Annotated in this window: 28 protein-coding genes; 23 read left to right on the top strand and 5 right to left on the bottom strand. The window is 58.8% G+C overall.

The annotated features are described in order from the left end of the window. Window positions 1-35 precede the first annotated feature (35 nt). Window positions 36-944: a 50S ribosomal protein L3 N(5)-glutamine methyltransferase gene (gene prmB / locus IMW75_RS08725; RefSeq protein ID WP_045059153.1), complete on the bottom strand. Its 909-nt coding sequence runs from the start codon at window positions 942-944 to the stop codon at window positions 36-38. Window positions 945-1184: 240 nt separating this feature from the next. Between prmB and IMW75_RS08720 the strand changes: the two genes are divergently transcribed. From IMW75_RS08720 to IMW75_RS08700, 5 genes are all read left to right on the top strand, one after another. Continuing rightward, entirely contained in the window at window positions 1185-1775 is a 591-nt protein-coding gene (locus IMW75_RS08720) for a cysteine hydrolase family protein (RefSeq protein WP_045059152.1), read from the top strand. A gap of 131 nt (window positions 1776-1906) precedes the next feature. Further along, window positions 1907-2227, top strand: a complete 321-nt coding sequence (locus IMW75_RS08715; protein ID WP_045059151.1) for a hypothetical protein — start codon at window positions 1907-1909, stop codon at window positions 2225-2227. 86 nt (window positions 2228-2313) lie between these two features. Further along, entirely contained in the window at window positions 2314-2871 is a 558-nt protein-coding gene (locus IMW75_RS08710) for a Smr/MutS family protein (protein WP_205892384.1), read from the top strand. A gap of 77 nt (window positions 2872-2948) precedes the next feature. After that, window positions 2949-3494, top strand: a complete 546-nt coding sequence (gene folE / locus IMW75_RS08705) for a GTP cyclohydrolase I FolE (RefSeq protein WP_045059149.1) — start codon at window positions 2949-2951, stop codon at window positions 3492-3494. 104 nt (window positions 3495-3598) lie between these two features. After that, entirely contained in the window at window positions 3599-3970 is a 372-nt protein-coding gene (locus IMW75_RS08700; protein WP_205892383.1) for a glutathione S-transferase N-terminal domain-containing protein, read from the top strand. Window positions 3971-4131: 161 nt separating this feature from the next. Here the strand turns inward: IMW75_RS08700 and IMW75_RS08695 are convergent, their stop codons facing one another. Then, on the bottom strand, window positions 4132-5274 hold the full coding sequence (locus IMW75_RS08695; RefSeq protein ID WP_205892382.1) for a hypothetical protein: 1143 nt from the start codon (window positions 5272-5274) through the stop codon (window positions 4132-4134). 964 nt (window positions 5275-6238) lie between these two features. Between IMW75_RS08695 and IMW75_RS08690 the strand changes: the two genes are divergently transcribed. Then, window positions 6239-7588, top strand: a complete 1350-nt coding sequence (locus IMW75_RS08690) for an NCS2 family permease (protein ID WP_045060233.1) — start codon at window positions 6239-6241, stop codon at window positions 7586-7588. Between the two features lie 72 nt (window positions 7589-7660). Further along, complete coding sequence (locus IMW75_RS08685) at window positions 7661-8287, top strand: LysE family translocator (RefSeq protein WP_205892381.1); 627 nt, start codon at window positions 7661-7663, stop codon at window positions 8285-8287. A gap of 224 nt (window positions 8288-8511) precedes the next feature. Here the strand turns inward: IMW75_RS08685 and uraH are convergent, their stop codons facing one another. Further along, window positions 8512-8865, bottom strand: coding sequence for a hydroxyisourate hydrolase (uraH, locus tag IMW75_RS08680; protein ID WP_008031462.1), 354 nt, complete (start codon window positions 8863-8865; stop codon window positions 8512-8514). 418 nt (window positions 8866-9283) lie between these two features. Between uraH and puuE the strand changes: the two genes are divergently transcribed. The 9 genes from puuE to IMW75_RS08635 all read left to right on the top strand — a co-directional run bounded on the left by puuE (window position 9284) and on the right by IMW75_RS08635 (window position 17379). Next, entirely contained in the window at window positions 9284-10210 is a 927-nt protein-coding gene (gene puuE / locus IMW75_RS08675) for an allantoinase PuuE (RefSeq protein ID WP_045060231.1), read from the top strand. Further along, a complete protein-coding gene (gene uraD, locus IMW75_RS08670; protein WP_045060230.1) occupies window positions 10207-10722 on the top strand; it encodes a 2-oxo-4-hydroxy-4-carboxy-5-ureidoimidazoline decarboxylase in 516 nt (171 codons plus the stop codon). Before puuE ends, uraD begins: the two co-directional genes overlap by 4 nt. A gap of 89 nt (window positions 10723-10811) precedes the next feature. Continuing rightward, window positions 10812-11807, top strand: a complete 996-nt coding sequence (gene alc / locus IMW75_RS08665) for an allantoicase (RefSeq protein WP_045060229.1) — start codon at window positions 10812-10814, stop codon at window positions 11805-11807. 117 nt (window positions 11808-11924) lie between these two features. After that, window positions 11925-12428 carry an ureidoglycolate lyase gene (locus IMW75_RS08660; protein ID WP_016773758.1) on the top strand — a complete coding sequence of 168 codons (504 nt, stop codon included), beginning with the start codon at window positions 11925-11927 and terminating at the stop codon, window positions 12426-12428. Window positions 12429-12478: 50 nt separating this feature from the next. Then, window positions 12479-13777: a urate hydroxylase PuuD gene (locus tag IMW75_RS08655; protein WP_205892380.1), complete on the top strand. Its 1299-nt coding sequence runs from the start codon at window positions 12479-12481 to the stop codon at window positions 13775-13777. A gap of 141 nt (window positions 13778-13918) precedes the next feature. Continuing rightward, entirely contained in the window at window positions 13919-15271 is a 1353-nt protein-coding gene (locus IMW75_RS08650) for a nucleobase:cation symporter-2 family protein (protein WP_045060227.1), read from the top strand. Window positions 15272-15431: 160 nt separating this feature from the next. Further along, window positions 15432-16217: an outer membrane protein OmpK gene (locus IMW75_RS08645; protein WP_205892379.1), complete on the top strand. Its 786-nt coding sequence runs from the start codon at window positions 15432-15434 to the stop codon at window positions 16215-16217. A gap of 1 nt (window position 16218) precedes the next feature. Next, entirely contained in the window at window positions 16219-16554 is a 336-nt protein-coding gene (locus IMW75_RS08640; protein ID WP_205892378.1) for a hypothetical protein, read from the top strand. Window positions 16555-16593: 39 nt separating this feature from the next. After that, complete coding sequence (locus IMW75_RS08635) at window positions 16594-17379, top strand: outer membrane protein OmpK (protein ID WP_045060225.1); 786 nt, start codon at window positions 16594-16596, stop codon at window positions 17377-17379. A gap of 190 nt (window positions 17380-17569) precedes the next feature. On the opposite strand, the gene IMW75_RS08630 is transcribed toward IMW75_RS08635, so the two are convergent. Together IMW75_RS08630 and IMW75_RS08625 are read right to left on the bottom strand one after the other, a co-directional pair. After that, entirely contained in the window at window positions 17570-18724 is a 1155-nt protein-coding gene (locus IMW75_RS08630) for a patatin-like phospholipase family protein (RefSeq protein WP_045060224.1), read from the bottom strand. Between the two features lie 52 nt (window positions 18725-18776). Then, complete coding sequence (locus tag IMW75_RS08625; RefSeq protein ID WP_205892377.1) at window positions 18777-19709, bottom strand: lipid A biosynthesis lauroyl acyltransferase; 933 nt, start codon at window positions 19707-19709, stop codon at window positions 18777-18779. Between the two features lie 118 nt (window positions 19710-19827). On the opposite strand from IMW75_RS08625, the gene minC reads away from it, so the two are divergent. From minC to IMW75_RS08590, 7 genes are all read left to right on the top strand, one after another. After that, a complete protein-coding gene (minC, locus tag IMW75_RS08620; RefSeq protein ID WP_045060241.1) occupies window positions 19828-20565 on the top strand; it encodes a septum site-determining protein MinC in 738 nt (245 codons plus the stop codon). A 202-nt stretch (window positions 20566-20767) separates the two neighbouring features. Continuing rightward, window positions 20768-21580 carry a septum site-determining protein MinD gene (minD, locus tag IMW75_RS08615; protein ID WP_045060222.1) on the top strand — a complete coding sequence of 271 codons (813 nt, stop codon included), beginning with the start codon at window positions 20768-20770 and terminating at the stop codon, window positions 21578-21580. Next, entirely contained in the window at window positions 21580-21834 is a 255-nt protein-coding gene (gene minE / locus IMW75_RS08610; RefSeq protein WP_007944431.1) for a cell division topological specificity factor MinE, read from the top strand. The genes minD and minE overlap by 1 nt, the downstream gene beginning before the upstream one ends. A gap of 180 nt (window positions 21835-22014) precedes the next feature. After that, window positions 22015-22650 (top strand): RluA family pseudouridine synthase, encoded by a 636-nt coding sequence (locus IMW75_RS08605; protein ID WP_205892376.1) that lies wholly within the window; start codon window positions 22015-22017, stop codon window positions 22648-22650. Between the two features lie 243 nt (window positions 22651-22893). After that, window positions 22894-24183, top strand: a complete 1290-nt coding sequence (locus IMW75_RS08600) for a M18 family aminopeptidase (protein WP_045060220.1) — start codon at window positions 22894-22896, stop codon at window positions 24181-24183. A 138-nt stretch (window positions 24184-24321) separates the two neighbouring features. Continuing rightward, window positions 24322-24498 (top strand): hypothetical protein, encoded by a 177-nt coding sequence (locus IMW75_RS08595; RefSeq protein WP_163019418.1) that lies wholly within the window; start codon window positions 24322-24324, stop codon window positions 24496-24498. 76 nt (window positions 24499-24574) lie between these two features. Beyond that, the gene (locus tag IMW75_RS08590; protein WP_045060219.1) at window positions 24575-26749 is read left to right on the top strand and encodes a mechanosensitive ion channel domain-containing protein; all 2175 of its coding nucleotides are present in this window, start codon (window positions 24575-24577) and stop codon (window positions 26747-26749) included. Window positions 26750-26941 lie beyond the last annotated feature (192 nt).

The raw sequence follows: 26941 nt of genomic DNA, 5'->3' as shown, positions 1-26941 counted from the left end.
TGGGAGCCTGGCTTGCCAGCGATGGCTTCCTCGGGTCAGACGCGGGACGCGAATAGCGCCTGATGCTCCCGGCACTGCTGCGCCGTCAACATGAACACCCCGTGTCCACCGCGCTCTAAGTCCAGCCAGGCGAAATCGACCTCCGGGTACAACCCCTCGACGTGCACCTGGCTGTTGCCTACTTCGACAATCAGCAAACCCTTCTCGGTCAAATGCTCGCCGGCTTGTGCGAGCATGCGGCGCACCAGGTTCAAGCCATCGTCGCCGCACGCCAGGCCAAGTTCCGGCTCATGCTGGTACTCGTCCGGCATGTCGGCAAAATCTTCGGCATCGACATAAGGCGGGTTCGACACGATCAGGTCGAAGCGCTGTCCTGGCAACCCATCGAACCCATCGCCCTGCACCGTGTACACGCGCTCATCGACGCCATGGCGCTCGATGTTCTGGTTGGCCACTTCCAGCGCTTCGAAGGACAGGTCGGCCAGCACCACCTCGGCGTTCTGGAATTCGTAGGCGCAGGCAATCCCGATGCAGCCGGAACCGGTGCACAGGTCGAGGATTCGTGCAGGCTCGCTGCCCAGCCATGGCTCGAAACGTTTTTCGATCAGCTCGCCGATCGGCGAGCGCGGGATCAGCACGCGTTCGTCCACGATGAACGACATGCCGCAGAACCAGGCCTCACCGAGCAAATAGGCGGTGGGAATACGTTCTTCGATGCGCCGCTTGAGCAATCGCTGGAGGTTGACCAACTCGTCCTCTTCCAGGTTGCAGTCGAGGTAGCTGTCCGCCATTTCCCACGGCAGGTGCAATGCACCCAACACCAGTTGACGAGCTTCGTCCCAGGCGTTGTCGGTCCCATGGCCGAAGAACAGATCCTCCCCATGGAAGCGGCTGACGGCCCAACGGATATGGTCGCGCAGGGTACGAAGTCGGGAAGTGATCACGGGGGCAAACTCTCTGAAAAAACGACTGGCGATTCTACCAGCCAAAACGCCTGGCGACGACGCCGTAAAAACATCCCGGCAAATGTAGGACTTTTCTGTTTTTTCGCCAGGCCGATGAACAAATTGTGAGTAATGACAAGGCTGCAAGCCAGTAAAGACGGCATCTGCGATGGTAGCGATTCACAGAATCGCTCAGCCAGAGGACAATGTCGCAAAAGCCCCACCCGAAGGAGCCCCAGAATGTCCGTTCCAAAAACGATGTTTCAACTCAGCGGCCGCGGTTATGCAGCAGCCAATCTGAGTCATGCGACCCTTGTCATCATCGATGCCCAGAAGGAATACCTCAGTGGTCCCCTGGCCCTGAACGGCATGGATGCTGCCGTCGCGAACATCAAGCAACTGGTAAGCGCTGCCCGCGCCGCCGGCCGGCCGATCGTGCATGTGCGTCACCTTGGCACCGTGGGTGGTCTGTTTGACCCCCAGGGCGAACGCGGTGAATTCATTCCAGGCCTGGAGCCCCTGGCCGACGAAACCATCATCGGCAAACTGCTGCCGAGCGCGTTTCACGGCACCGAATTGCTGGAGCGCTTGCAGAATCTGGGCTCGCTGGACCTGATCGTATGCGGCTTCATGAGCCATTCCAGTGTCAGCACCACCGTACGCGCGGCGAAAAACCTGGGCTTTCGCTGCACCCTCGTCGAAGACGCCTGTGCCACCCGCGACCTGCCTTACAAGGGCACAGTCCTCAGCGCCGAACACGTGCAGCAGACAGAAATGGCGATCATGGCGGACAACTTCGCCACCCTCGCCCTGACTCACGAACTGATTTGACCGATGCCTGACGAGCGGTGCATATCGCCGCTCATCCGCAAAAGCCTCTCATTTGCTGTAATTGTCTTAGCCTCAGGAACATCCCGGTCAACTCCCGGTCGAAGGGCCGATACCCATTGAGGAAGGTCGGAATGAAGTTATCCGATGGTTTTGACGCTCGGCGCCTGCGCCCCAAAGGCCAGAGCAACTGGCGTTTTCGTTTTGGTGCCGCATTCGCTGCGCTGCTGGCCACCTGCGGCGTGCTGCTCGCGATGGCCGGCGCTGCCAGCCTGCTCGGCCGCCCGCCCGCACTCGGCGAACTGAATGCAAGCCCATTGGGCTCGACGATCATCCTGGCTGTCGGGCTGTTCGTTTTGTACCTGGGCGTATGGTTGTGGCGCCGCTGCCGTCGTCGCGCGCGGCAATCACGGGAACTGAACATGTCGCCGCACCTGATGAAAAAACACGATTGATGCAAAGGCCCGCCTGCTGACGGGCCTCAATTGTTATGGCTCAAGCCCCGACTTGGGTAAACTGGCCGCCCTTCGCGGAGGCTGACATGCAAGACGACGATTTTTCCCTGTTCAAAAGTGCGATCCAAGGCGTCAAGCCGATCAAGCACGATCGCGCCGAAACCGGCAAACCCAAGGCTGACCGCGCGCAGATAGCCACGCTGCGCCAGGCCGCCACCGTGCGCACCGATGCCACCACCGTTGACGGCCTGTCCGACCAGTTCGTGATCGACGTCGGCCCCGAAGACGAGCTGATGTGGGCCCGTGACGGGGTGCAGGAAAGCCAGATGCGCAAGCTCAAGGTCGGCCAGATCCCTTTTGAAGGCAGCCTCGACCTGCACGGCATGACCGTGGAAAAAGCCCGGGAAACCCTGTGGGCCTTCCTCGCCGAAGCCACCAAATTCGAAATCCGCTGCGTGCGCGTCACCCATGGCAAAGCCGTGCGCCTGGACGGCAAGCGCCCGATGATCAAAAGCCACGTCAACACCTGGCTGCGCCAGCATTCCCAAGTGCTCGGCTTCACCTCGTGCCAGGCCCGACACGGCGGTGCCGGAGCGGTTTATGTGATGCTCAAGCGCACCATGATGGAAGGTCGCGACGATTAAACCTGTCGCTTCACGCTTGCAGCGCCGTGTCCGCCACCGTACCCTTGCCCTTTGCGTAGAATCCCACAGGTAGTTTCATGTCCCTGGAACAGAATTACACCGCGATTCTCGGCCAATTGGGCGAGGACGTATCCCGCGAGGGCCTGCTCGACACGCCAAAGCGTGCCGCCAAAGCCATGCAGTATCTCTGCCGCGGCTATGAACAGACGCTGGAAGAAGTCACCAATGGTGCCTTGTTCAGCTCCGACAACAGCGAAATGGTGCTGGTGAAGGACATCGAGCTCTACTCGTTGTGTGAGCATCACCTGCTGCCGTTCATCGGCAAGGCCCATGTTGCCTATATTCCGAGTGGCAAGGTGCTGGGGCTGTCGAAAGTCGCGCGGATCGTCGATATGTACGCCCGCCGCCTGCAGATCCAGGAAAACCTCAGCCGCCAGATCGCCGACGCGGTGATGGAAGTCACCGGCGCCCTGGGCGTTGCAGTGGTGATCGAGGCCAAGCACATGTGCATGATGATGCGCGGTGTGGAGAAGCAGAATTCGTCGATGATCACGTCTGTGATGCTCGGTGAGTTCCGTGAGAACGCCGCGACCCGCAGCGAATTCCTCAGCCTCATCAAGTAATTCGCAACACGGAGAAAACCGGCATTCATCGCCGGTTTTTTTTCGTCCGGCAAAAATCAGGTAAGCTGCGCGCCTTTATCAATTCCCACCGTGAGGCTTGTACCGTGTTCGTAAAAGCGCTTCGTGTCGGCCTTGGCCAACTGATCATCTTCATCGACTTCATCACCCGCCCGGGCAAGAAGCAGCGCCCGGCCGAGGTTCAGGCCAAGGTCAACTCCGCCGCCAGGGACCTGACCCTGTATCAATTCCACGCCTGCCCGTTCTGCGTCAAAACCCGCCGCGCCCTGCGCCGCCTGAATGTGCCGGTTGCGTTGCGCGATGCGAAGAACAACGAACAGGATCGCAAGACGCTGCTGGATCAAGGCGGCAAAATCAAGGTGCCGTGCCTGCGCATCGAAGAGAATGGGCAGACCACCTGGATGTATGAGTCCAAGGTGATCATTGATTATCTGGATAAGCGGTTTGCAGCGGCTTGATCCATTTGGATGTTTGATCTGGCGCCTTCGCGTACTCGTAAGTGGGCCAGCACAGCCAAGCCTGGTTGCGCTCGCGCGCAACACGACATGCATGCCGCACACAAGTAAAGCCCACCAGATTGTGGGCTTTACTTGCATGCGGCACGAAAATAAATTCGGCTTCAGGATGCGGGGCTCATGCGTTGCAAAAACATAAACTCTTCAACCAATCTCGTTCGCTCCTGCTTAAGCTTGGAAATAGAGTCCTTAAATTCTTTAATTTTTTTCTCACGGTTTTCATTTTCTTTCTTGAAAGTAGAGATAGAATTATTTATTTCAGTAATTTCTTGCTCAGAAATTTTGTTATCCGGACTTTCCGCTTCGCTCGTCATTAATTCAACTAGTTGCCTATGGTCTTTTTCAAGCTTGTCTTTATCCAACTGCAACTTCTCTAGTTTAGCTGGAGAATCCAAAAAGTCTTTCACAAGTCTTTTCCACTCCTCACCCGCAGCATTTGGGACTTTAATGTATTGTGGATATTTCCCATCGCCCTCTTTTTCCACAGAACCGAATGTCTTGATAACAAATTCATCTCTTTGTATGTAAGAGGACCACGTTTCTGTTCCAAAACCAGTATTTGTATGATCATAGATCTCGCCCTCGACGGCCCGATCCAGACGATGACTTACCGCGACGCCATTCCTTGACGCGTGCTCCAAAGCTAGATCTTTGCTATTTTTCAGACTCTGAATTTGACTGTCTATCGTGGAAATTTTCTTTTCATGTGGTTTCTGAACATTAGCAATGAGCTTAGCGGTTTTCTTCCGAAGGTTGTTGCGAATAGATTCCAAGTCGCTATCACTGGCTTTTGCCCATTCAATCTTTCTTTCAAGGGGTGCTTTTCTTTCTGCGTTTCTGCGATTTTTACCATCAAGCCTTTTAATTTCTCCTTCTTTGTCGTCAATCTCAGCGTCAATACTACGCATTCTAAGCCGTATGTTTTTCTCATCAACTTTCTTGGCGATCGGTATAATTTTTTCCTCGATAGATATTAACTGCCCCTGTTTTTTATCGAACATACGAGAGTTCTGATCGACGAGTTTTACACGCAGCGAAATAAACAGCCCCTTCAGATCACCTGTACTTTTTCCCATTGATTTAATTGCATTCATCAATGCGGGATTATTTTTGGTGTTATCAAGCTCACCGACTATTTTATCGAGCTTGCCCAAGTTCTTTTTTGAAACTTTATCGGCTGCGTGCAGTTCATCTAATTTACGACTGAGTGGTCCTTGCGCTGGACCGGACAAACCTGAAGACTGCATAATTACCCCACCCTTGAAATTTTTTATAAGCAATTACATAAAAATCTTAAATAAATATACGATGTAATGGATAAGGGTATCTTGCAAAATACGCTCTTTATCATTCTGAGCGCCATCATGGTCAGTTAACTCCATTCCCCAGGTGGTTTGAACGCTATCGCGTGCTCGTAAGCAGCAGGTGGAGATATTCCGCTCCCGAGTGCGCCTACCCTCCAAAACCTGACCCTATTAGAGTGCTACTACGTATTGCCGCGGTTTGGCTGGCAAACTCATGTCGCCATACGCAATCCATTTTCAGAACAAAACCAGGATTAAAATAAACCGTACAATTGGCCGGTTTATTAGTTCTACCTTCAGGCCACCTGGGCGACTCCGGCCTGACGCACGACCGCCGCCAGACGCCTATGAGTTTGATTCGTTGATCCATCGGGGACTCTCGATTCCAGGGCATGGTCAAGCACCTCCTGACCGCATTTTTGCACCTGTAAACGATGCCTCTGGTTTAAAACGTAAAGGAAGTCCCCGGTTTCTACCCGGGCAGGCCCGCTCCCACAGGATTTGGGTGGTGGACGCCATATTTATGTTCGACGGATATCACTGTGGGAGCCGGGCTTGCCCGCGATGGCGTCTGCACATTCGACATTGATGTGGCAGGGAGATTGCCATCGCAAGCCCCCTCCCACAGGGTGTTGGTGATGGACGCAGCATTTGCGTTCGGCGGATATCACTGTGGGATCGGGCTTGCTCGCGAAGGCGGCATGCCAGGCGATATACTCCGATCTGCAAAGTTTTCGTCTACAAGAGCAAAAACAATATTTGCTTTATTTGTACACAAAAGCATAATCCACCTCGTGCGAGTTCCTGACCAAGCGGTCAACAAATTCGCAAGTGCCTCAAAGGACCGCTGCCGCCCTCATGGGTCCGGTCCTGGAAATAACAATAAAACTCTTGAGGAGTACTCGCTGTGGAAAGCCGCAAATCCGAAGCATCGACGCTGGACCTCTCGCCGCCCGCCCCCACCGGCTGGCTGGAGCGTCTGTTTAAACTCAGCTTGCATGGCACCACGGTGAAGACCGAGTTGATTGCCGGTCTGACAACCTTCATCACCATGGCTTACATCATTTTCGTCAACCCCAACATCATGGCCGATGCCGGGATTGATCACGGTGCGGCTTTTGTCGCCACCTGCATCGCCGCTGCGCTGGGCTGCCTGCTGATGGGCCTTTATGCCAACTGGCCGGTCGGCCTGGCGCCGGGCATGGGGCTTAACGCGTTCTTCACCTACACCGTGGTCGGCACCATGGGCTACAACTGGGAAACGGCCCTTGGCGCGGTCTTCGTGTCTGGCGTGCTGTTCATGTTCCTGACCTTCTCGCGGATCCGCGAATGGCTGCTCAACAGCATTCCAGTGAGTTTGCGCTACGCCATGGGCGCCGGCGTTGGGTTGTTCCTGGGGCTGATCGGCCTGAAAACCGCGGGCATCGTCGTCGATAGCCCGGCTACCCTGATCAAACTGGGCTCCCTGCGCGAACCTGGCCCGCTGCTGGCAGCCATCTGCTTCCTGATGATTGCTGTTCTCAGCTACCACAGGGTATTTGGCGCGATTCTGATCAGCATCATCACCGTGACACTGGCAGGCTGGGGCCTGGGCCTTGTGCATTATGAAGGCATCATGTCGGCCCCGCCGAGCCTGGCCCCGACCTGGATGGCCATGGACGTCGCCGGCGTGTTCAATGTCAGCATGATCAGCGTGGTACTCGCCTTTCTCTTCGTGCACATGTTCGACACCGCCGGCACCCTCATGGGCGTGGCCCAGCGCGCCGGCCTGGTAAATGCCGACGGCAAGATCGAAAACCTCTCCCGTGCCCTCAAGGCCGACAGTGCTTCCAGTGTATTCGGTGCGGTGGTGGGTGTGCCGCCCGTCACCAGCTACGTCGAAAGTGCCGCTGGCGTTGCCGCAGGTGGTCGGACTGGTCTTACCGCAGTCACCGTAGGTGTGCTATTTATTGCCGCGATGTTCTTCGCACCGCTGGCCGGGATGATTCCCGCCTACGCCACAGCCGGCGCGCTGATCTATGTCGCCATGTTGATGATGGGCGGCATGGCTCACATCGAATGGGATGAAGCGACCGATAGTATCCCGGCGATTGTCACCGCGATCATGATGCCCCTGACGTTCTCGGTTGCCGACGGTATCGCCTTGGGTTTCATCACCTACGTGGCACTGAAGGCCGGCACGGGCAAGTACAAGGAAATTTCCGTCAGCCTGTGGGTGTTGTGCGCGATCTTCATCGCCAAGTTCGTTTTCTTGTAAGCGTTACGCAGTAAGCGTTACGAACCAGCCTCACCCCGTCGGGTGGGGCTTTTGCGCAAATGGAGGAAAGTGATGAGTCTGGAAACCTGGCTGCTGTTCAGCGGCGCTGCACTGGTGGTGATCCTGATCCCGGGACCGCTGTCGTTGCTGATGATCAGCAACAGCCTGAATTACGGTCTGCGACGGTCTTACCCCGCCTTCCTCGGGGGAGTGATTGCCTCGATCTGCCTGCTCAGCGCTTCTGCACTGGGCCTGGGCGCCCTGCTGCTGGCTTCGGAACAGCTGTTCAGCGCGCTGAAGATCGTCGGTGCGCTGTACCTGTTCTACCTCGCCTGGCAGAGCTGGCAGCAATCGCGCCAACCGTCGGTGGGCGCTGAAGTGCCCCAGACGGCCGCTGTTCCGCGCTTTCGCGCACTGTTCGGGCGCGCATTTGTATTGGGCGCAAGTAATCCGAAGGACATTCTTTTCTTCGCTGCGTTTCTGCCACAGTTTTTGAGCGCCGAACAACCGTTCCTGCCGCAATTACTGGTGATGATTGCGACGTGGACGGTGCTGGATCTGCTGTGCAAGTTGGCTTATGGGCTGGGTGCGCACGGCGCGGCGCGGTATATGCGAAGCGGCAAGGGGCAGAGTTGGTTTAACCGGATCAGTGCCGGCCTGTTCAGTGGTGCGGGTGCTGCGTCGCTGTTGAGCCGTTAGCAAGGCAAAATCAAAAGATCGTCCGAACGCGGCCCGAGCCTTCGGACGATCTGGAGGTGATGTTGCCTGTTGGGGCCTCATCGCGGGCAACCCCGCTCCCACAGTGGATTGTGGTGCTCTTTTGACTTTCCAGCAGGCAAAAAAAAGCCCGCAGTGTGAGCGGGCGAAAGACCAAAGAAGCTATATGCGCAGTCGCTTCCCGGTTGGGGCAGCTGCTTGGGGGATCAGCTGCCGCGATACGTGGAATAGCTGTACGGCGAGATCAGCAGCGGTACGTGGTAGTGATCCTGCTCGGCAGAGATGCCAAACCGCAACACCACGACGTCCAGAAACGCTGGCTCCGGCAACTGCACGCCACGGGCGCGGTAGTAGTCGCCTGCATGAAATTGCACCTGATAAACCCCGGTACGGTAGTCATCGCCTTGCAGCAGCGGTGCATCGACCCGCCCGTCGCTGTTGGTTATCGCGCTGGCGACCAATTCCAGCTGCGAGCCTTCAACGCGGTAGAGCTCGACCTTGATCGAGCTGCCCGGGCAACCGTGTGCTGCGTCCAAAACGTGAGTAGTCAAACGTCCCATTGATTCTGCGCGCCTGCGGTATCGAACCGTCAGGCCTCGCGCCTCCCGAAGTCAGTTAAAAAGGAGACCGCACCGATTCGGAGCACGAAACGCTGCGGCGAGGAACTGATTAAGACACTTTTCAAAAAAATTGTACACAATAAAAACGACATTTTTCGTGTCACTCCTGCCCACTGCCGATCAGTGCTGTATCTGCCTGCTCGGCAGGCCACCTCAGGACCTTCGATCCATTAGCTGACCATTCAGGCAGGTTTCTTGCACTACCACTGCAAGATGACAGCGAGTGAAAAATGCGAAAATTCAGACTTACAATGTGGATATAAAGTTGTATACAATCATCCCATCGCTGTGACGCCAGCCTGTGATTCCATCGCCAGGCCGCCACACAACCTGTCAACGAACAAGAAGGAAGACTGCAGTGAGCGCTGACTACCCACGCGACCTGGTCGGTTACGGCAGTAACCCTCCGCACCCACACTGGCCGGGCAATGCCCGCATCGCCTTGTCCTTCGTACTCAACTACGAAGAAGGTGGCGAGCGCAACATTCTGCATGGCGATAAAGAGTCTGAAGCGTTCCTCTCGGAAATGGTCTCGGCGCAGCCGCTGCAAGGCGAGCGCAACATGAGCATGGAATCGCTTTACGAGTATGGCAGCCGCGCCGGCGTCTGGCGGATCCTGAAACTGTTCAAGGAATTCGACATTCCGCTGACGATCTTCGCGGTGGCCATGGCCGCCCAGCGTCACCCGGACGTGATCCGCGCCATGGTCGATGCCGGCCACGAAATCTGCAGTCACGGCTATCGCTGGATCGACTACCAGTACATGGATGAGGCCCAGGAACGCGAGCACATGCTCGAAGCGATCCGCGTGCTCACCGAGATCACCGGTGAACGCCCACTGGGCTGGTACACCGGCCGCACCGGCCCGAACACCCGGCGCCTGGTCATGGAAGAAGGTGGTTTCCTTTACGACTGTGACACCTACGACGATGACCTGCCCTACTGGGAACCGAACAATCCGACCGGCAAGCCGCACCTGGTGATCCCTTACACCCTGGACACCAACGACATGCGCTTCACCCAGGTCCAGGGCTTCAACAAGGGCGATGATTTCTTCGAATACCTCAAAGACGCGTTCGATGTGCTGTACGCCGAAGGCGCCGAAGCACCGAAAATGCTCTCCATCGGCCTGCACTGCCGCTTGATCGGCCGTCCAGCGCGTCTGGCTTCGCTCAAACGCTTTATCGAATACGCTAAAAGTCATGAACAGGTGTGGTTCAGCCGTCGCGTCGACATCGCTCGCCACTGGCACGAAACCCACCCGTACCAAGGGCCTGCAAAATGAGCACTTTTCAAACTCTCAAACCCTCGACCCTGAGCCGCGACGCCTTCGTCAAAGCCTTTGCCGACATCTACGAACATTCGCCATGGGTGGCCGAGAAGGCCTTTGACCTGGGCCAGGACGCCTCGATCGACCAGATCGAAACCCTGCACCAGCGCATGAGCGACATCCTGTTGAGCGCCGATCACGCCAGCCAGCTGGCATTGATCAACGCTCACCCGGACCTGGCCGGCAAAGCTGCCGTCCAGGGCCAGCTGACCGAAGCCAGCACCAATGAACAGGCTGGCGCCGGTATTCACCAATGCACGGCAGAAGAGTTTTCTCGCTTCACCGAGCTGAACGACGCCTACAAAGCCAAGTTCAAGTTTCCCTTCATCATGGCGGTAAAAGGCAGCAACCGGCATCAGATCCTCGCGGCGTTCGAAACGCGCATCAACAACTCGGTCGACACCGAATTCAAGTGCGCGCTGGCGGAGATCAACAAGATCGCCCTGTTCCGATTACTGACCCTATAAGCGAGCCTGGCCCAGGTGTTCTCAAACGCAAATGACACCCGGGGCCTTGCAAGCATCCCAAGCCAACTTATTAAAGGCAGACAAGAAGAATGAAAGCTTACGCCGTACCTTTCGAGAAGTTCGTCAACCTGGCCGATGCCCGCCTGGGCACCAAGATCATCTCGGTCACCGATGACTGGTTCGCAGACGCCAATCGTCTGTTCCAACCGACCCCGGCCGTATGGAAGGAGGGCGTGTTCGATGACAACGGCAAGTGGATGGACGGCTGGGAGTCGCGCCGCAAGCGTTTCGAAGGTTACGACAGCGCTGTGATCCGCCTGGGTGTACCAGGTTCGATCAAGGGCGTGGACATCGACACTTCATTCTTCACCGGCAACTTCCCGCCATCGGCGTCCCTGGAAGCCTGCTTCCTGGCCTCGGGCGAACCAGACGACAACACCCAGTGGACTGAAGTGCTGTCGGCCGTCGAGCTGCAGGGCAACAGCCATCACTACCACGAAATCAGCAACGACCAGTCGTTCAGCCACCTGCGTTTCAACATCTACCCGGACGGTGGTGTGGCTCGACTGCGCGTGTACGGCATTCCGTTCCGCGACTGGTCGGCCGTGGGCGACAACGAGCAAGTTGACCTGGCTGCAGCCCTGAACGGCGGCCGCGCCCTCGCCTGCTCCGACGAACACTTCGGTCGCATGAGCAACATCCTGAACCCGGGCCGTGGCATCAACATGGGCGACGGCTGGGAAACCGCACGTCGTCGTACCCCGGGCAATGACTGGGTCATCGTCGCGCTGGGTCATCCGGGCGAGATCGAAAAAATCATCGTCGACACCCTGCACTTCAAGGGCAACTACCCGGACACCTGCTCCATCCAGGGCGCGTTCGTGAAAGGCGGTACCGACAGCCAGATCGAAACCCAGTCGCTGTTCTGGCGTGAGCTGTTGCCGGCGCAGAAGCTGGAAATGCACGCCGAGCACACCTTCGCCGAGCAGATCAAGGCACTGGGGCCAATCACCCACATCCGCCTGAACGTGTTCCCGGACGGTGGTGTGAGCCGCCTGCGAGTATTGGGCAAGGTCGCTAAATAAGCGCTGAACCCAATCGCCAGCAGGCTGGCTCCCACATTGGCAATGCATTCCCCTGTGGGAGCCAGCCTGCTGGCGATAGCAACAGAACCAACAACACAGAATTCGGAAAAGAACAGCATGCGCACACTGACGATTGAACCGCTGACCAAAGAAGCCTTCGCCCCTTTCGGTGACGTCATTGAAACCGACGGCAGCGATCACTTCATGATCAACAACGGTTCGACCATGCGCTTCCATAAACTGGCGACGGTTGAAACCGCTACGCCTGAGGACAACGCCATCATCAGCATCTTCCGCGCCGACGCGCAGGACATGCCACTGACCGTTTGCATGCTGGAGCGCCATCCGCTGGGCAGCCAGGCTTTCATTCCGCTGCTCGGCAACCCCTTTCTGATCGTGGTCGCGCCAGTTGGCGATGAACCTGTATCAGGCTTGGTCCGCGCCTTCGTCACCAACGGCAGGCAGGGCATTAATTACCATCGCGGCGTTTGGCACCATCCGGTGCTGACGATCGAAAAGCGGGATGACTTCCTGGTGGTTGATCGCAGTGGCACAGGCAATAACTGCGATGAGCATTTTTTCAAAGAGGATGAGCGTTTGATCCTCGCCCCCCACCAATAAGAGAAGGTCTGATCACTCGAATACAGAGTGACAGGCGAGAGGTAAAGACTGTGGAAGCACATCTGTTGGAATGGCTGAACCTGAGCGTGCGCTGGGTTCACATGATTACTGGCGTGGCCTGGATCGGTGCGTCGTTCTATTTCGTCTGGCTGGAGAACAACCTCAATCGGGTCAACCCAAAAAGTGGTCTGGCCGGTGATTTGTGGGCGATCCATGGCGGCGGTATCTACCACCTGGAAAAATACAAACTGGCTCCACCAACCATGCCGGACAACCTGCACTGGTTCAAATGGGAAGCCTACTTCACCTGGATGTCGGGGATCGCGCTGCTGTGCGTGGTGTTCTACTCCAACCCGACGCTCTACCTGCTGGCTCCCGGCAGCAGCCTGACCGGTCCTGAAGGCGTTCTGTTGGGCATCGGCTCGCTGTTCGTTGGCTGGTTCGTCTACTCCTTCCTCTGCGACTCGGCCCTGGGCAAGCGCCCTGCGCTGCTGGGTTTCATTCTGTTCGTGCTGATCATTGGCGCCGCCTACGGCTTCAGTAAAGTGTTCAGCGGTCGTGGTGCTTACCTGCACGTCGGCGCGATCATCGGCACCATCATGGTCGGCAACGTGTTCCGCATCATCATGCCAGCACAACGTGCGCTGGTGGCGGCGATTGCCGAGAACCGCACGCCCGATCCGGCACTGCCGGCCAAAGGCCTGCTGCGCTCACGGCACAACAACTACTTCACCTTGCCCGTGCTGTTCATCATGATCAGCAACCACTTCCCGAGCACCTATGGCAGCCAGTACAACTGGCTGATCCTGGCCGGGATCGCGGTACTGGCAGTGCTGGTGCGTCACTACTTCAACACCCGTCACGACAGCCACAAATTTGCCTGGACCCTGCCGGTGGCAGCGGTGGGCATGATTTGCCTGGCCTATGTGTCCGGTCCGAAGCCGATGTCCAGCGCGCCTGAAGTCGCCAAGGCCGCCATCGAGTACCAGCCACTGCCGGAAACCGCCCTGGGCGGTGACAAGAAGCCGGTTGAAGCTGCACCCGCGACGGCTCCTGCAACGGCACCGACCCAGGCAGCGAATGCCGGCCCGGGTTTTGACAAGGTGCACAACGTGATCCAGGAACGCTGCACGGTTTGCCATTCCGCCAAGCCGACCAGCCCGCTGTTCAGTGCCGCACCGGCTGGCGTGATGTTCGACACCCCCGACCAGATCCGCCAGAACGCCTCGCGTATCCAGGCGCAAGCGGTCGCCAGCCAGATCATGCCACTGGGCAACATCACCCAGATGACCCAGCAGGAACGTGACCTGATTGGTGCTTGGATCGTGCAGGGAGCCCAGACCAATTAACCGCTGAAAAGCATCGCGAGCAAGCCTTGCTCCCACTGGATTCCCAGGAATTCTGTAGGAGCAAGGCTTGCCCGCGATTGGCCGCCGCACGGTCGACCTGATGCACAAAATCACAAGAATAAAAAAGATCCGAGGTGTTGCATGTCCGAGCTATCCGAAGCGCGCATCCCCGACGCACCCGCTATTCAGCGTTTGCCCCTGTTGCAACTGATCCTGGTTGGACTGCAGCACGTTCTGCTGATGTACGGTGGCGCCATTGCGGTGCCGCTGATCATCGGACAGGCCGCAGGCCTGAGTCGCGAAGAAATCGCTTTCCTGATCAACGCCGACCTGCTGGTTGCCGGCATCGCCACCATCGTGCAGTCCCTGGGCATCGGCCCGATGGGCATCCGCATGCCGGTGATGATGGGCGCCAGCTTTGCCGCCGTGGGCAGCATGGTTGCCATGGCAGGAATGCCTGGCATCGGCCTGCAAGGCATTTTCGGCGCGACCATTGCCGCGGGCTTCTTCGGCATGATCATCGCGCCGTTCATGTCCAGGGTCGTACGTTTTTTCCCGCCCCTGGTAACCGGCACGGTCATCACCTCAATCGGTTTGTCGCTGTTCCCCGTGGCCGTCAATTGGGCCGGCGGTGGCGCCGGCGCGGCGCAATTCGGCTCACCGATCTACCTGGCCATCGCCGCCCTGGTGCTGGGCACCATTTTGCTGGTGCACCGTTTCATGCGCGGCTTCTGGGTCAATATCTCGGTGCTGATCGGCATGTGCCTGGGTTATGTGATCTGCGGCCTGATCGGCATGGTCGACCTCAGCGGCATGGCCCAGGCGCCCTGGGTACAGATCGTCACCCCGCTGCATTTCGGCATGCCGAAATTCGAGCTCGCACCGATCCTGTCCATGTGCCTGGTGGTGGTGATCATCTTCGTCGAGTCCACCGGCATGTTTCTCGCCCTGGGCAAGATCACCGGGCAGGAAGTTTGCCCGCGGATGCTGCGCCGCGGCCTGTTATGTGACGCCGGTGCTTCATTCTTTGCCGGTTTCTTCAACACCTTCACCCACTCCTCGTTCGCCCAGAACATCGGCCTGGTGCAGATGACCGGCGTACGCTGCCGCTCGGTCACCATCGTCGCCGGCGGCTTGCTGATCGTGCTGAGCCTGCTGCCCAAAGCGGCGTTTCTGGTGGCGTCGATTCCACCGGCGGTATTGGGCGGTGCAGCCATTGCCATGTTCGGCATGGTTGCGGCCACCGGGATCAAGATTCTGCAGGAAGCCGACATCGGTGACCGTCGCAACCAGTTGCTGGTGGCGGTGAGCATCGGCATGGGGTTGATCCCGGTGGTGCGGCCGGAGTTTTTCGCCCACCTGCCCTTGTGGATGAGCCCGATCACCCACAGCGGAATCGCGATGGCGACGTTGAGCGCGCTGTCGCTGAACCTGCTGTTCAACATCCTCGGCGGCAAGGAACGCGCCGCCATCAACGACTGCCACGCGCACTGACAAATAAGTACACGCCCCGCCAGGTGGAAGCGAGCCTGCTCGCGATGACGTTATCGGAATCAACACTTCATTGACTGATACACCGCCATCGCGAGCAGGCTCACTCCCACAGGGTTGGAGCCCCCGTGCCTTGAACAATAAAAACAAGAAGGAGCACCAGATGATCCGGACTCAGAAAAACCTGCTGCTGGGCGCCGCCCTGCTGACCACTGGCCAGGTCATGGCCGGCGACTTGTTGCTGTGGCAGACCAACAGCCTGAGCTATCTCTATGGCAAGGACTTTGCGGTCAACCCGTCGATCCAGCAGACGGTGACATTCGAGCACGCCGATGGCTGGAAGTACGGCGACAACTTCATGTTCATCGACAGCACCTACTACAACGGCGAGCAAGACCGCAACAAAGGCGTTCACGCCTATTACGGCGAGTTCAGCCCGCGACTGTCCCTGGGCAAGATCCTTGACCGACGCTTCGAATTCGGCCCGATCAAGGACGTGTTGCTGGCCATGACCTACGAGAATGGCGAAGACGACAGCGAGGCCTACCTGATCGGCCCCGGTTTTAACCTCGCAATACCGGGCTTCAACTTCTTCACCTTGAATTTGTATTATCGCCAGACCGAAGGCTCGCGCCCCGGCAGCGATGTCTGGCAAGTCAGCCCGGCCTGGTCCTACACCCTTCCACTCGGCAATTCGAGTGTACTGATCGACGGCTACCTGGACTGGGTGGTGGATAACGACCAGAACGCCCGTGGCACTTATCACGCCAACGTGCACTTCAACCCGCAGATCAAGTACGACCTGGGCAAGTCCATGGGTTGGCGGGAGAAACAGGTGTACGTCGGCATCGAATACAGCTACTGGAAAGACAAGTACGGCATCGAAAACAGCGCCAATTTCGACACCAATGAAAACACCACCAGCCTGCTGGTGAAGGTGCACTTCTAAGATGACCCGCAACCGTGCCCCAAACCTGTCGTCGGTGCGCTGTTGCGGGGCACTTGAGACCTGGCCAAGGAGTCAGTATTCTCCGCGGCCGCCTGAATCCACTTTAAAAAAAAGCCCGGATTTAAATCCTGACCAGAAAGCCAACTTATCCCGGCTCTGGACGGTATCAAGGCATCCCCGAACCACTCTCAATCGACTGTTTTCGAGCAGCCGAGCGGGAGTTTTTTGGTTTTCGCAAAGCCTTGGCGCAGCTTTTGCTAACAGCAATAAAGCTGACCGAATGGATGATTTTTTTGCAGCTAAAGAAAAAGGCGCCACACCAGAGCGCCGACCTTAAAAAAATAACGTGATACCACTACTTTTTGGGAGCAACCGAATGAAACGTACGTGCACTAGCCTGATGCTGGCAGGATCGTTGCTGGCCGGGGGCCAGGCCATGGCCGGCGACTTGCTGCAGTGGCAGGACAACAGCCTGACTTACCTGTATGGCAAAGACTTCCAGGTCAACCCGCGCATCCAGCAGACCGTGACATTCGAACACGCCGACGGCTGGAAATACGGGGACAACTTCTTCTTCATCGACAAGATTTTCTACAACGGCAAGGAAGACTCTTTCGCCGGCAAGAACACTCACTACGGCGAATTCAGCCCGCGCTTGTCGTTCAACAAGATTTTCAACCAGAAGCTGGAGTTCGGCCCGATCAAGGACGTGCTGCTGGCCATGACCTATGAGTTCGGCGAAGACGACACCGAGTCGTACCTGATCGGTCCGGGTTTTGACCTGGCCATCCCCGGCTTCGACTACTTCCAGTTGAACTTCTATAACCGTCACACCGAAGGCGACCGTGCGGGTGACGATGTCTGGCAGATCACGCCGGCCTGGTCCTACACCATCCCGGTGGGTGACTCGGACGTGCTGATCGACGGCTTCATGGACTGGGTGGTCGACAACGACGTGAACGACAAAGGCGAATACCACGCCAACCTGCACTTCAATCCGCAAGTCAAATACGACCTGGGCAAGGCCCTGAGTCTGGGTGCCAAGCAGTTGTACGTCGGTGTCGAGTATGACTACTGGAAAAACAAGTACGGTATCGAAGACAGCCAGGGCTTCAAAACCGATCAGAGCGTGACCAGCTTCCTGGTCAAGGTTCACTTCTGATTTTGTAAGAGTGAGCTTGCTCGCGAAGGACCAGAGAGCGCCATGATTTTGTAGGAGCGAGCTTGCTCGCGAAGGACCAGAGAGCGCCATGATTTTGTAGGAGCGAGCTTGCTCGCGAAGGACCAGAGAGCGCCACGGGGTGTCAGGCTCCCAGCGTCATCGTTAACGTCCATCGCGAGCCAGCTCGCTCCTACAGCAACCCCAGAAACCGGGACAACTCCCCGCGCTTGGCCAGCGCATCGCGCCGCCCCAAATCAATCAACTCGCTGCAATACCCCGCCTCGAACAACAGATAACTCAACACCCCCGCTCCACTTGTCTTGGTCGCCCCCGGTCCGCGCAGGAACAGGCGTAGCGCCGCTGGTAATTCCTGCCGATGCCGCGCAGCGATCTCATCGATCGGCTGGCTCGGTGAGATCACCAGCACCTCCACCGGCGCCACGCCAAGCGCTCGGGTGGGCGTGCCATCTGGCATCAGGTGACTGAACTGGTTCAGACGCTGCAGCAGCTCGATGTCGCTTTCCAGGCTGTCGATGAACGTGCTGTTGAGCATGTGCCCGCCAATTTGCGCGAGGGTCGGCTGCTGGCCGGTATAGGCGCGTTGCAGCGGCTGCTCGGGATCGACCCCGCGCGGGTTGCCGCTGACCCCCACCACCAGCACGCGGCTGGCACCAAGATGCAGGGCCGGACTGATCGGGGCCGATTGGCGTACCGCGCCGTCGCCGAAATACTCTTCACCGATTTTCACCGGCGCGAACAGCAGCGGAATCGCGGAACTGGCGAGCAGGTGCTCAATCGTCAATTGCGTAGGCACGCCGATGCGACGATGGCGTAACCAGGCGTCGATGGTGCCGCCGCCCTGGTAGAACGTGACGGCCTGACCCGACTCATAGCCAAACGCAGTGACCGCCACGGCCTGTAACTGTTTCTGCGCGATCGCCTCAGCGATCCCGGACAACTGCAGCTTGTCGTCGAGCAGCCCGCGCAATGGCGAACTGTCAAGCAAGGCCACCGGCACCTGGGCACCAATCCCGAGCAGGCTGTGACCGACAAAGCGGCTGGCCTGATGGATCACCCCTGGCCAGTCGCTGCGCAACACCAGATGACTGCGAAAGCCTTGCCAGAACGCCGTCAGGCGCTCGATGGCGGCACGAAAATCCAGCGCGCCACTGGCCAGGCTGACCGCATTGATCGCACCCGCCGAGGTACCGACAATGACCGGAAACGGATTACGTGCACCCTGCGGCAGCAACTCGGCAATCGCCGCCAGCACTCCCACCTGATAGGCCGCCCGAGCCCCACCGCCGGAAAGAATCAAGCCTGTAACCGGTTCAACGGGACTCATCGCAACGCTCCATGGTACTTGTTGGTAGTCCGCTCCTGCAGGGGATCATGTCTCAACCGCGCTTGGCGTACAGCTTGGGTTCACCGGGTGGGCGGCTTTTGAAACGCCGATGCGCCCACAGGTATTGCTGCGGACAATCGCGCAGCACGCCTTCGACCCACTGATTGATGCGAATGCAGTCGGCTTCCTCGGTTTCCCCCGGGAAGCCTTCGAGCGGCGCATGGATCATCAGTCGATAGCCGCTGCCGTCCGCCAGGCGCTCCTGAGTGAACGGCACCACCAGCGCCTTGCCCAGCCGTGCGAACTTGCTGGTGGCCGTCACAGTAGCGGCCTGAATGCCAAACAGCGGCACGAAGATACTTTGCTTGGCGCCGTAGTCCTGGTCCGGTGCATACCAGATCGCGCGTCCGGCCCGCAGCAGCTTGAGCATGCCGCGCACGTCGTCACGCTCCACGGCCAGCGAGTCGAGATTGTGGCGCTCGCGGCCGCGGCGCTGGATGTAATCGAACAGCGGGTTCTTGTGCTCGCGGTACATGCCATCAATGGTGTGCTGCTGGCCGAGCAACGCTGCCCCGATTTCCAGGGTGGTGAAATGCACGGCCATCAGGATCACCCCCTTGCCTTCGCGTTGGGCTTTTTGCAGATGCTCCAGGCCTTCGACATGCGCCAGCTTCGCCAGCCGCTCGCGCGACCACCACCAGCTCATGGCCATTTCAAAGAAGGCGATGCCGGTGGAAGCGAAATTTTCCTTGAGCAGGTGTTTGCGCTCGGCGGCGGATTTTTCCGGAAAACACAATTCGAGATTGCGCTTGGCGATGCGCCGTCTGTCGCCCGCCAGGCGATACATGACGGCGCCCAGGAGCCGACCGATGGACAGCAACGCCGGATAAGGCAGTTGGACAATCAGCCACAATAGCCCCAGACCACACCACAGCGGCCAGAAACGCGGGTAAAGAAATGCTCTTCGAAAACGCGGGCGATCCATTAAAGGTTCCGTCAAGACAATGGCCGCGCATTCTACATCGTTAGACCCGGCTTGCGGCCTGCGGGCGTTCTCGTTATAAGTCTCGGCACTTTTAGTGACAAGTCGTTGTATGCCGACCATGAGCCAAACCGAACCGCTAGACAAAGATCCCGTGTTCCAGTTGAAGGGCAGCATGCTCGCCATTACGGTGCTGGAACTGGCCCGTAACGACCTCGAGAACCTCGATCGACAACTGGCCGCCAAGGTCGCCCAGGCGCCTAACTTCTTCAGCAACGCGCCACTGGTGTTGGCCCTGGACAAACTTCCACCGGGTGAAGGCGCCGTTGATCTGCCGGGCCTGATGCGCGTGTGCCGCCAGCATGGCCTGCGCACCCTGGCAATCCGTGCCAGTCGCATCGAGGACATTGCTGCGGCCATTGCGGTCGACCTGCCGGTGCTGCCACCGTCCGGTGCCCGTGAGCGAGCCCTGGACCCGAATGAAGGCGTTGTCGTGAAAAAACCGGAGAAACCACCGGAGCCGACGATCAAGCCGACCAAAATCATCACCTCCCCCGTGCGCGGCGGCCAGCAGATTTACGCCCAGGGTTGCGACCTGGTGGTGATCTCCTCCGTCAGCCCGGGGGCGGAACTTCTCGCCGATGGCAACATCCATGTATACGGCCCGATGCGCGGTCGCGTGCTGGCCGGGGTCAAAGGCGACACCAAGGCCAGGATTTTCTGTCAGCAGATGAGCGCTGAACTGGTCTCCATTGCAGGCCACTACAAGGTTTCGGAGGACCTGCGACGCGACCCTTTATGGGGTTCAGGCGTTCAGGTCAGCCTGTCGGGCGATGTGTTGAACATCATTCGGCTTTAACGGATACTGCCGCATTTTCCAAGCATCTCTAAAACGTAGCGAAAACGGCTTGAACGAAGTGGGAAAATGGCCAGAAAGCAGTGTTTACCGAAGGTAAGCGCCGTTCAGGGCCGGATTCCAGCCAAGGCTGTCCGACTGCAGTAGTTTTCCAGAGATGTTTTTTCAGGGGCTAAATGTCCTTTTTCCTTAGGGGTGAAACACCTTGGCCAAGATTCTCGTGGTTACATCCGGCAAGGGTGGTGTGGGTAAGACCACCACCAGTGCCGCTATCGGTACCGGCCTCGCACTGCGCGGCCACAAGACAGTTATCGTCGACTTCGACGTAGGCCTGCGTAACCTCGACCTGATCATGGGTTGCGAACGCCGCGTGGTGTACGACTTCGTCAACGTGGTCAACGGCGAAGCCAACCTGCAACAGGCCCTGATCAAAGACAAGCGCCTGGAAAACCTTTACGTACTGGCCGCCAGCCAGACCCGCGACAAAGACGCGCTGACCGTCGAAGGCGTGGAAAAAGTCCTGATGGCGTTGAAGGAAGACTTCGAGTTCGTGGTCTGCGACTCCCCGGCAGGTATCGAGAAGGGCGCTCACCTGGCGATGTACTTCGCTGATGAAGCGATCATCGTGACCAACCCGGAAGTGTCCTCGGTACGTGACTCGGATCGCATGCTGGGCCTGTTGGCCAGCAAGTCGCGCCGCGCTGAAAAGGGCGAGGATCCGATCAAGGAACACCTGCTGCTGACCCGCTACAACCCGCAACGCGTGAATGACGGTGAGATGCTCGGCGTGGAAGACGTCAAGGAAATCCTGTCTGTCACCCTGCTTGGCGTGATTCCGGAATCCCAGGCTGTACTCAAGGCCTCCAACTCGGGTGTGCCCGTGATTCTCGACGACCAGAGCGATGCCGGCCAGGCATACAGCGATGCCGTCGATCGTCTGCTGGGCAAAACCGTGGAGCATCGTTTCCTCGATGTCACGAAGAAGGGATTCTTCGAGCGCCTGTTTGGAGGTAGGTAATGAACATTTTTGACTTCTTTCGAGCCAACAAGAAGCCAAGCACAGCCTCGGTAGCGAAAGAGCGTCTACAGATCATCGTGGCGCATGAACGCGGCCAACGCAGTACACCGGACTACCTGCCAGCCTTGCAGAAGGAACTGGTGGAGGTGATCCGCAAGTACGTCAATATCGGGTCCGATGACGTGCATGTCGCTCTGGAAAACCAGGGCAGCTGCTCGATTCTGGAACTCAATATCACTCTGCCTGATCGCTGAGTCGATCCGGCTGGAGCCACGGCGGCTCAGGCCCTTCGGGACCGTGTAGGAGCTGCCGCAGGCTGCGATCTCTTGATCTTGTTTTTAAAGGCAAAATCAAAAGATCGCAGCCTGCGGCAGCTCCTACGGGGACAATGAAGGGCGTGAGTCGCCGTTGGCGTTTGTTACGAGGCTGTTTTAATGCCGCTGTCCAACATCCAGATCATCCACCAGGACGCCGGCGTCCTGGTGGTGAACAAACCGACCTTGCTGCTCTCCGTCCCTGGCCGGGCCGATGACAACAAGGACTGCCTGATCACCCGCCTGCAGGAAAATGGCTACCCTGAGGCGCGCATCGTCCACCGGCTGGATTGGGAGACGTCCGGCATCATCCTGCTGGCGCGTGACCCGGATACTCATCGCGAGTTGTCCCGGCAGTTTCACGACCGCGAAACGGAGAAAGCCTACACCGCCCTGTGCTGGGGCCAGCCGGAACTGGACAGTGGCAGCATTGACTTGCCCCTGCGCTACGACCCGCCGACCAAACCCCGCCACGTGGTGGATCACGAATTTGGCAAGCACGCGCTGACATTTTGGCGAGTGCTGGAGCGTTGCGGTGACTGGTGCCGGGTCGAACTGACGCCCATCACTGGCCGCTCCCATCAACTGCGCGTTCATATGCTGTCCATTGGTCATCCACTGCTGGGCGACGGGCTCTATGCCCACGAACAGGCACTGGCCGCCTGGCCAAGGCTGTGCCTGCACGCCAGCATGCTGAGCTTCACCCATCCGCAATCCGGCGAACGCCTGCGCTTCGAGTGTCCCGCACCGTTCTAGGCTACTGCCTTCCCCCGCCAATCGCGGACAAGCCTTGCTCCCACAGTTGGCCAGTTCATAGCTTGTGCGAACCACACAAACCTGTGGGAGCGAGGCTTGCCCGCGATGGCGGTGCGTCAGTCGACATCTATGCCGGCTGGCAATCCGTATTCGCGAGCAAGCCCGCTCCCACAGGGATCGGCCCGATAGGCACATTAGCCGCCCAATACGTTAAACTGGCGCCACTGCTGTCTGGAGCTTTTTATGCGCGAAGAGTTGAACCAAGGCCTGATCGACTTTCTCAAGGCCTCCCCTACCCCCTTTCATGCCACTGCCAGCCTTGTACAGCGCCTGGAAGCGGCGGGCTACCAGCGTCTTGACGAGCGCGAGTCCTGGAACACCGAAGCGAACGGTCGCTACTACGTCACCCGCAATGACTCTTCAATTGTCGCGATCAAGATGGGCCGCCACTCCCCACTCAACAGCGGCATCCGCCTGGTGGGCGCCCACACCGACAGCCCGTGCCTGCGGGTCAAGCCGCAGCCGGAGTTGCAGCGCCAGGGTTTCTGGCAGCTGGGCGTGGAAGTCTACGGCGGCGCCTTGCTGGCACCCTGGTTCGACCGCGACCTGTCGCTGGCCGGCCGGGTCACTTTCCGCCGCGACGGCAAGGTCGAAAGCCAGCTGATCGATTTCAAGCTTCCGATTGCCATCATTCCCAACCTGGCCATTCACCTCAATCGTGAAGCCAACATGGGCTGGGCGATCAATGCCCAAACCGAACTGCCGCCGATCCTCGCGCAGTTTGCCGGCGACGAGCGCGTGGATTTTCGTGCTGTGCTCACCAACCAGCTGGCCCTGGAACATGGTTTGAATGCCGACGTGGTGCTCGACTACGAGCTGAGCTTCTACGACACCCAGGCCGCTGCGATCATCGGCCTGCATGGCGACTTCATTGCCGGTGCGCGCCTGGACAACCTGCTGTCGTGTTATGCCGGCTTGCAGGCATTGCTCACCGCCGAGACCGATGAAACCTGCGTGCTGGTGGCCAACGACCACGAAGAAGTCGGCTCCTGCTCGGCCTGCGGTGCCGACGGCCCAATGCTTGAGCAAACCTTGCGCCGCTTGCTGCCGGAGGGTGACGAGTTTGTCCGCACCATCCAGAAATCCCTGCTGGTATCGGCCGACAACGCCCATGGCGTGCACCCCAACTACGCCGACAAGCACGATGCCAACCACGGCCCGAAACTCAACGCCGGCCCCGTCATCAAGGTCAACAGCAACCAGCGCTACGCCACCAATAGCGAAACCGCCGGGTTCTTCCGTCACTTGTGCATGGCTGAAGAAGTGCCGGTGCAAAGCTTCGTGGTGCGTAGCGACATGGGCTGCGGCTCGACCATCGGCCCGATCACCGCCAGCCACCTGGGCGTGCGCACGGTCGACATCGGCTTGCCGACGTTCGCCATGCACTCGATCCGCGAGTTGTGCGGCAGCCATGACCTGGCGCACCTTGTGAAAGTACTGAGCGCGTTCTACGCCAGTCACGAATTGCCATGACACCCGTGTAGGAGCCTGGCTTGCCGGCGATGGCGGTTTCAATGACTCCATCGCCGGCAAGCCGGGCTCCCACGGCCTGTGCTCGACCCACCAAACCCGCCTAGAATTCAAGTAATCCCTTTCGACAAGGCCGTCGCCATGATCACCATGCAATCCTTCCACGCCATGCTGATCCCGATCCTCACCGGGATGATCCTGCTGGCCATCGGATTCAATTTCCGCGACAAGAATGCCGGCGTGTTCGCAATGTGGATTGGCATGCTGACGATCCTTGGCACCGTGGTGTTCAAGATCCTCGCCAAACTCAACGAATAAATACTCGCCCCGACTCGCATTGATTTTGGCGGGCTCGTACACTCGGGCAATCTGATCTCCCAAGGTTGACCGCCTAGTGTTTGTTCGTCTTTTTGCCCTGCCGTATTTCCTCTTCGTCTGCCTCATGACGCTGCTACCGCTGGCGTCTGCCGAGGCGGTCGGCCTGCCCGGGCTGCTCAATGGCTCGGAGAAACCCCAGCCGGAGGCGCAAGCGCCTCTCGGGCAGTCCCTGGACGATGTCATCAAGTCGCTGGAAAACGACCAGCAGCGCAGCAAACTGCTGGCCGACCTGAAAAAACTCCGCGATGCCACCAAGCAAGTCCAGCCAGCCGCCGAACAAGGTGTGCTTGGTTTGATCGGCGGCACGCTGGCCAGTTTCGAGAAACAGTTTTCCGGGGAGGACAGCCCGATTACCCGCTGGTCCCAAGAGTACGACCTGGCCAAGGACGAGCTGCAAGCGCTGATTCTGCCGGCCAACGAATGGCTGCCGATCATCTTCGCCTTCGCCATGATCCTGATGGTCTGGAGCCTGCTTGCTGCCGTGCTGATCTGGCTCGGCCACCGCGTGCGCATGCGCTTCGGCCTGACCGAAGAGCTGCCCCAACACCCCAAGGCCCTCGATATGTTGCGCTTCGCCCTGCGCAAACTCGGGCCCTGGTTGATCGCCCTGGTCATGACCGTGTACATGACCTACGCCCTGCCCTCGTCACTGGGCAAAAGCCTGGCCATGGTCCTTGCCTATGCGCTGGTGGTGGGCACCTGTTTCTCGGCTATCTGCGTGATCGCCTTTTCCGTTCTGGACGGCCCGCACCGGCACCGCGCCTTGTTCATCTTGCGGCACCAGGCCTTCCGGCCACTGTGGCTGATCGGCAGTTTTGCCGCGTTTGGTGAGGCACTGAGCGACCCGCGCCTGGTGGAAAGTCTTGGCAGCCACCTGGCGCACACCGCCGCGACCATAGCCAATGTCCTGGCAGCGCTGTCCACGGGACTGTTCATCTTGCGTTTCCGCCGCCCGATCGCCCACCTGATCCGCAACCAGCCACTGTCGCGCCGCCTGACCCGCCGCGCACTCAGCGACAGCATCGATATCCTGGGCACCTTCTGGTATGTACCGGCGCTGGTGCTGGTAGCGATCTCGCTGTTTGCCACGTTCGTATCCGCCGGTGATACCAGCACCGCACTGCGCCAGTCGCTGATCTGCACCGTGCTGCTGGTGTTGTGCATGGTGATCAACGGCCTGGTGCGGCGTCACTCGCTCAGGCCGCAACGCGGGGTGAAGCGCCATGCACTGTATTCGGATCGTCTGAAAAGCTTCTTCTACACCCTGGCCCACCTGGTGGTCTGGCTGGCGTTCATCGAATTGGGCCTGCGCGTCTGGGGCATGTCGTTGATAGCCTTCACCGAGGGTGAAGGCCATGAAATCAGCGTCAAGCTGTTAAGCGTGGCCGGCACGCTGATGTTCGCCTGGCTGATCTGGATTCTCAGCGACACCGCGGTGCACCACGCCCTGACCCGCTCGCGCAAAGGCCTGGCCAACGCCCGGGCGCAGACGATGATGCCGCTGATTCGCAACGTGCTGTTCGTGGCCATTTTCATCATCGCGCTGATCGTCGCCCTGGCCAACATGGGCATGAACGTCACGCCGCTGCTGGCGGGTGCCGGCGTAATCGGCCTGGCCATCGGTTTTGGCGCACAGTCCCTGGTCGCCGACCTGATCACCGGCCTGTTCATCATCATTGAAGACTCACTGGCCATTGACGACTACGTGGACGTCGGCGGGCACTTGGGGACCGTCGAAGGCCTGACGATCCGCACGGTACGCCTGCGGGACATCGACGGTATCGTGCACACCATCCCGTTCAGCGAAATCAAAAGCATCAAGAACTACTCCCGGGAGTTCGGCTACGCGATTTTCCGGGTGGCGGTGCCGTCCAGCATGGACATCGACGAAGCGATCAAGCTGATGCGTGATGTCGGCCAGAAAATGCGCACCGACCCGCTGCAGCGGCGCAACATCTGGTCTCCGCTGGAGATCCAGGGCGTCGAGAGTTTCGAGTCAGGCAACGCGATCCTGCGCGCCCGGTTCAAGACGGCACCGATCAAGCAGTGGGAAGTGTCGCGGGCGTTCAACCTGTCGCTCAAACGCCATCTGGATGAGGCAGGAATGGATCTGGCAACGCCGCGGATGAGCGTGCAGGTGGTAACGGCGGGCGGCGGACCGATAGCGCAAACAACCTCGAACCCTGACTAACCTAACCCGTAGGAGCTGCCGCAGGCTGCGATCTTTTGATCTTCAATTGCCCAAGATCAAGATCAAAAGATCGCAGCCTGCGGCAGCTCCTACAGTGGGTTCGAGCAGCAGCAGCGGCAGCGGCAGCAGCGGCAGCGGCAGCAGCGGCAGCAGCAGCGGCGGCGGCAGCAGCAGCGGCGGCGGCAGCAGCAG

It is taken from the genome of Pseudomonas gregormendelii (genome assembly GCF_017114825.1).
Classification (GTDB): domain Bacteria; phylum Pseudomonadota; class Gammaproteobacteria; order Pseudomonadales; family Pseudomonadaceae; genus Aquipseudomonas; species Aquipseudomonas gregormendelii.
This window is presented reverse-complemented; position numbering and strand designations above follow the sequence as displayed.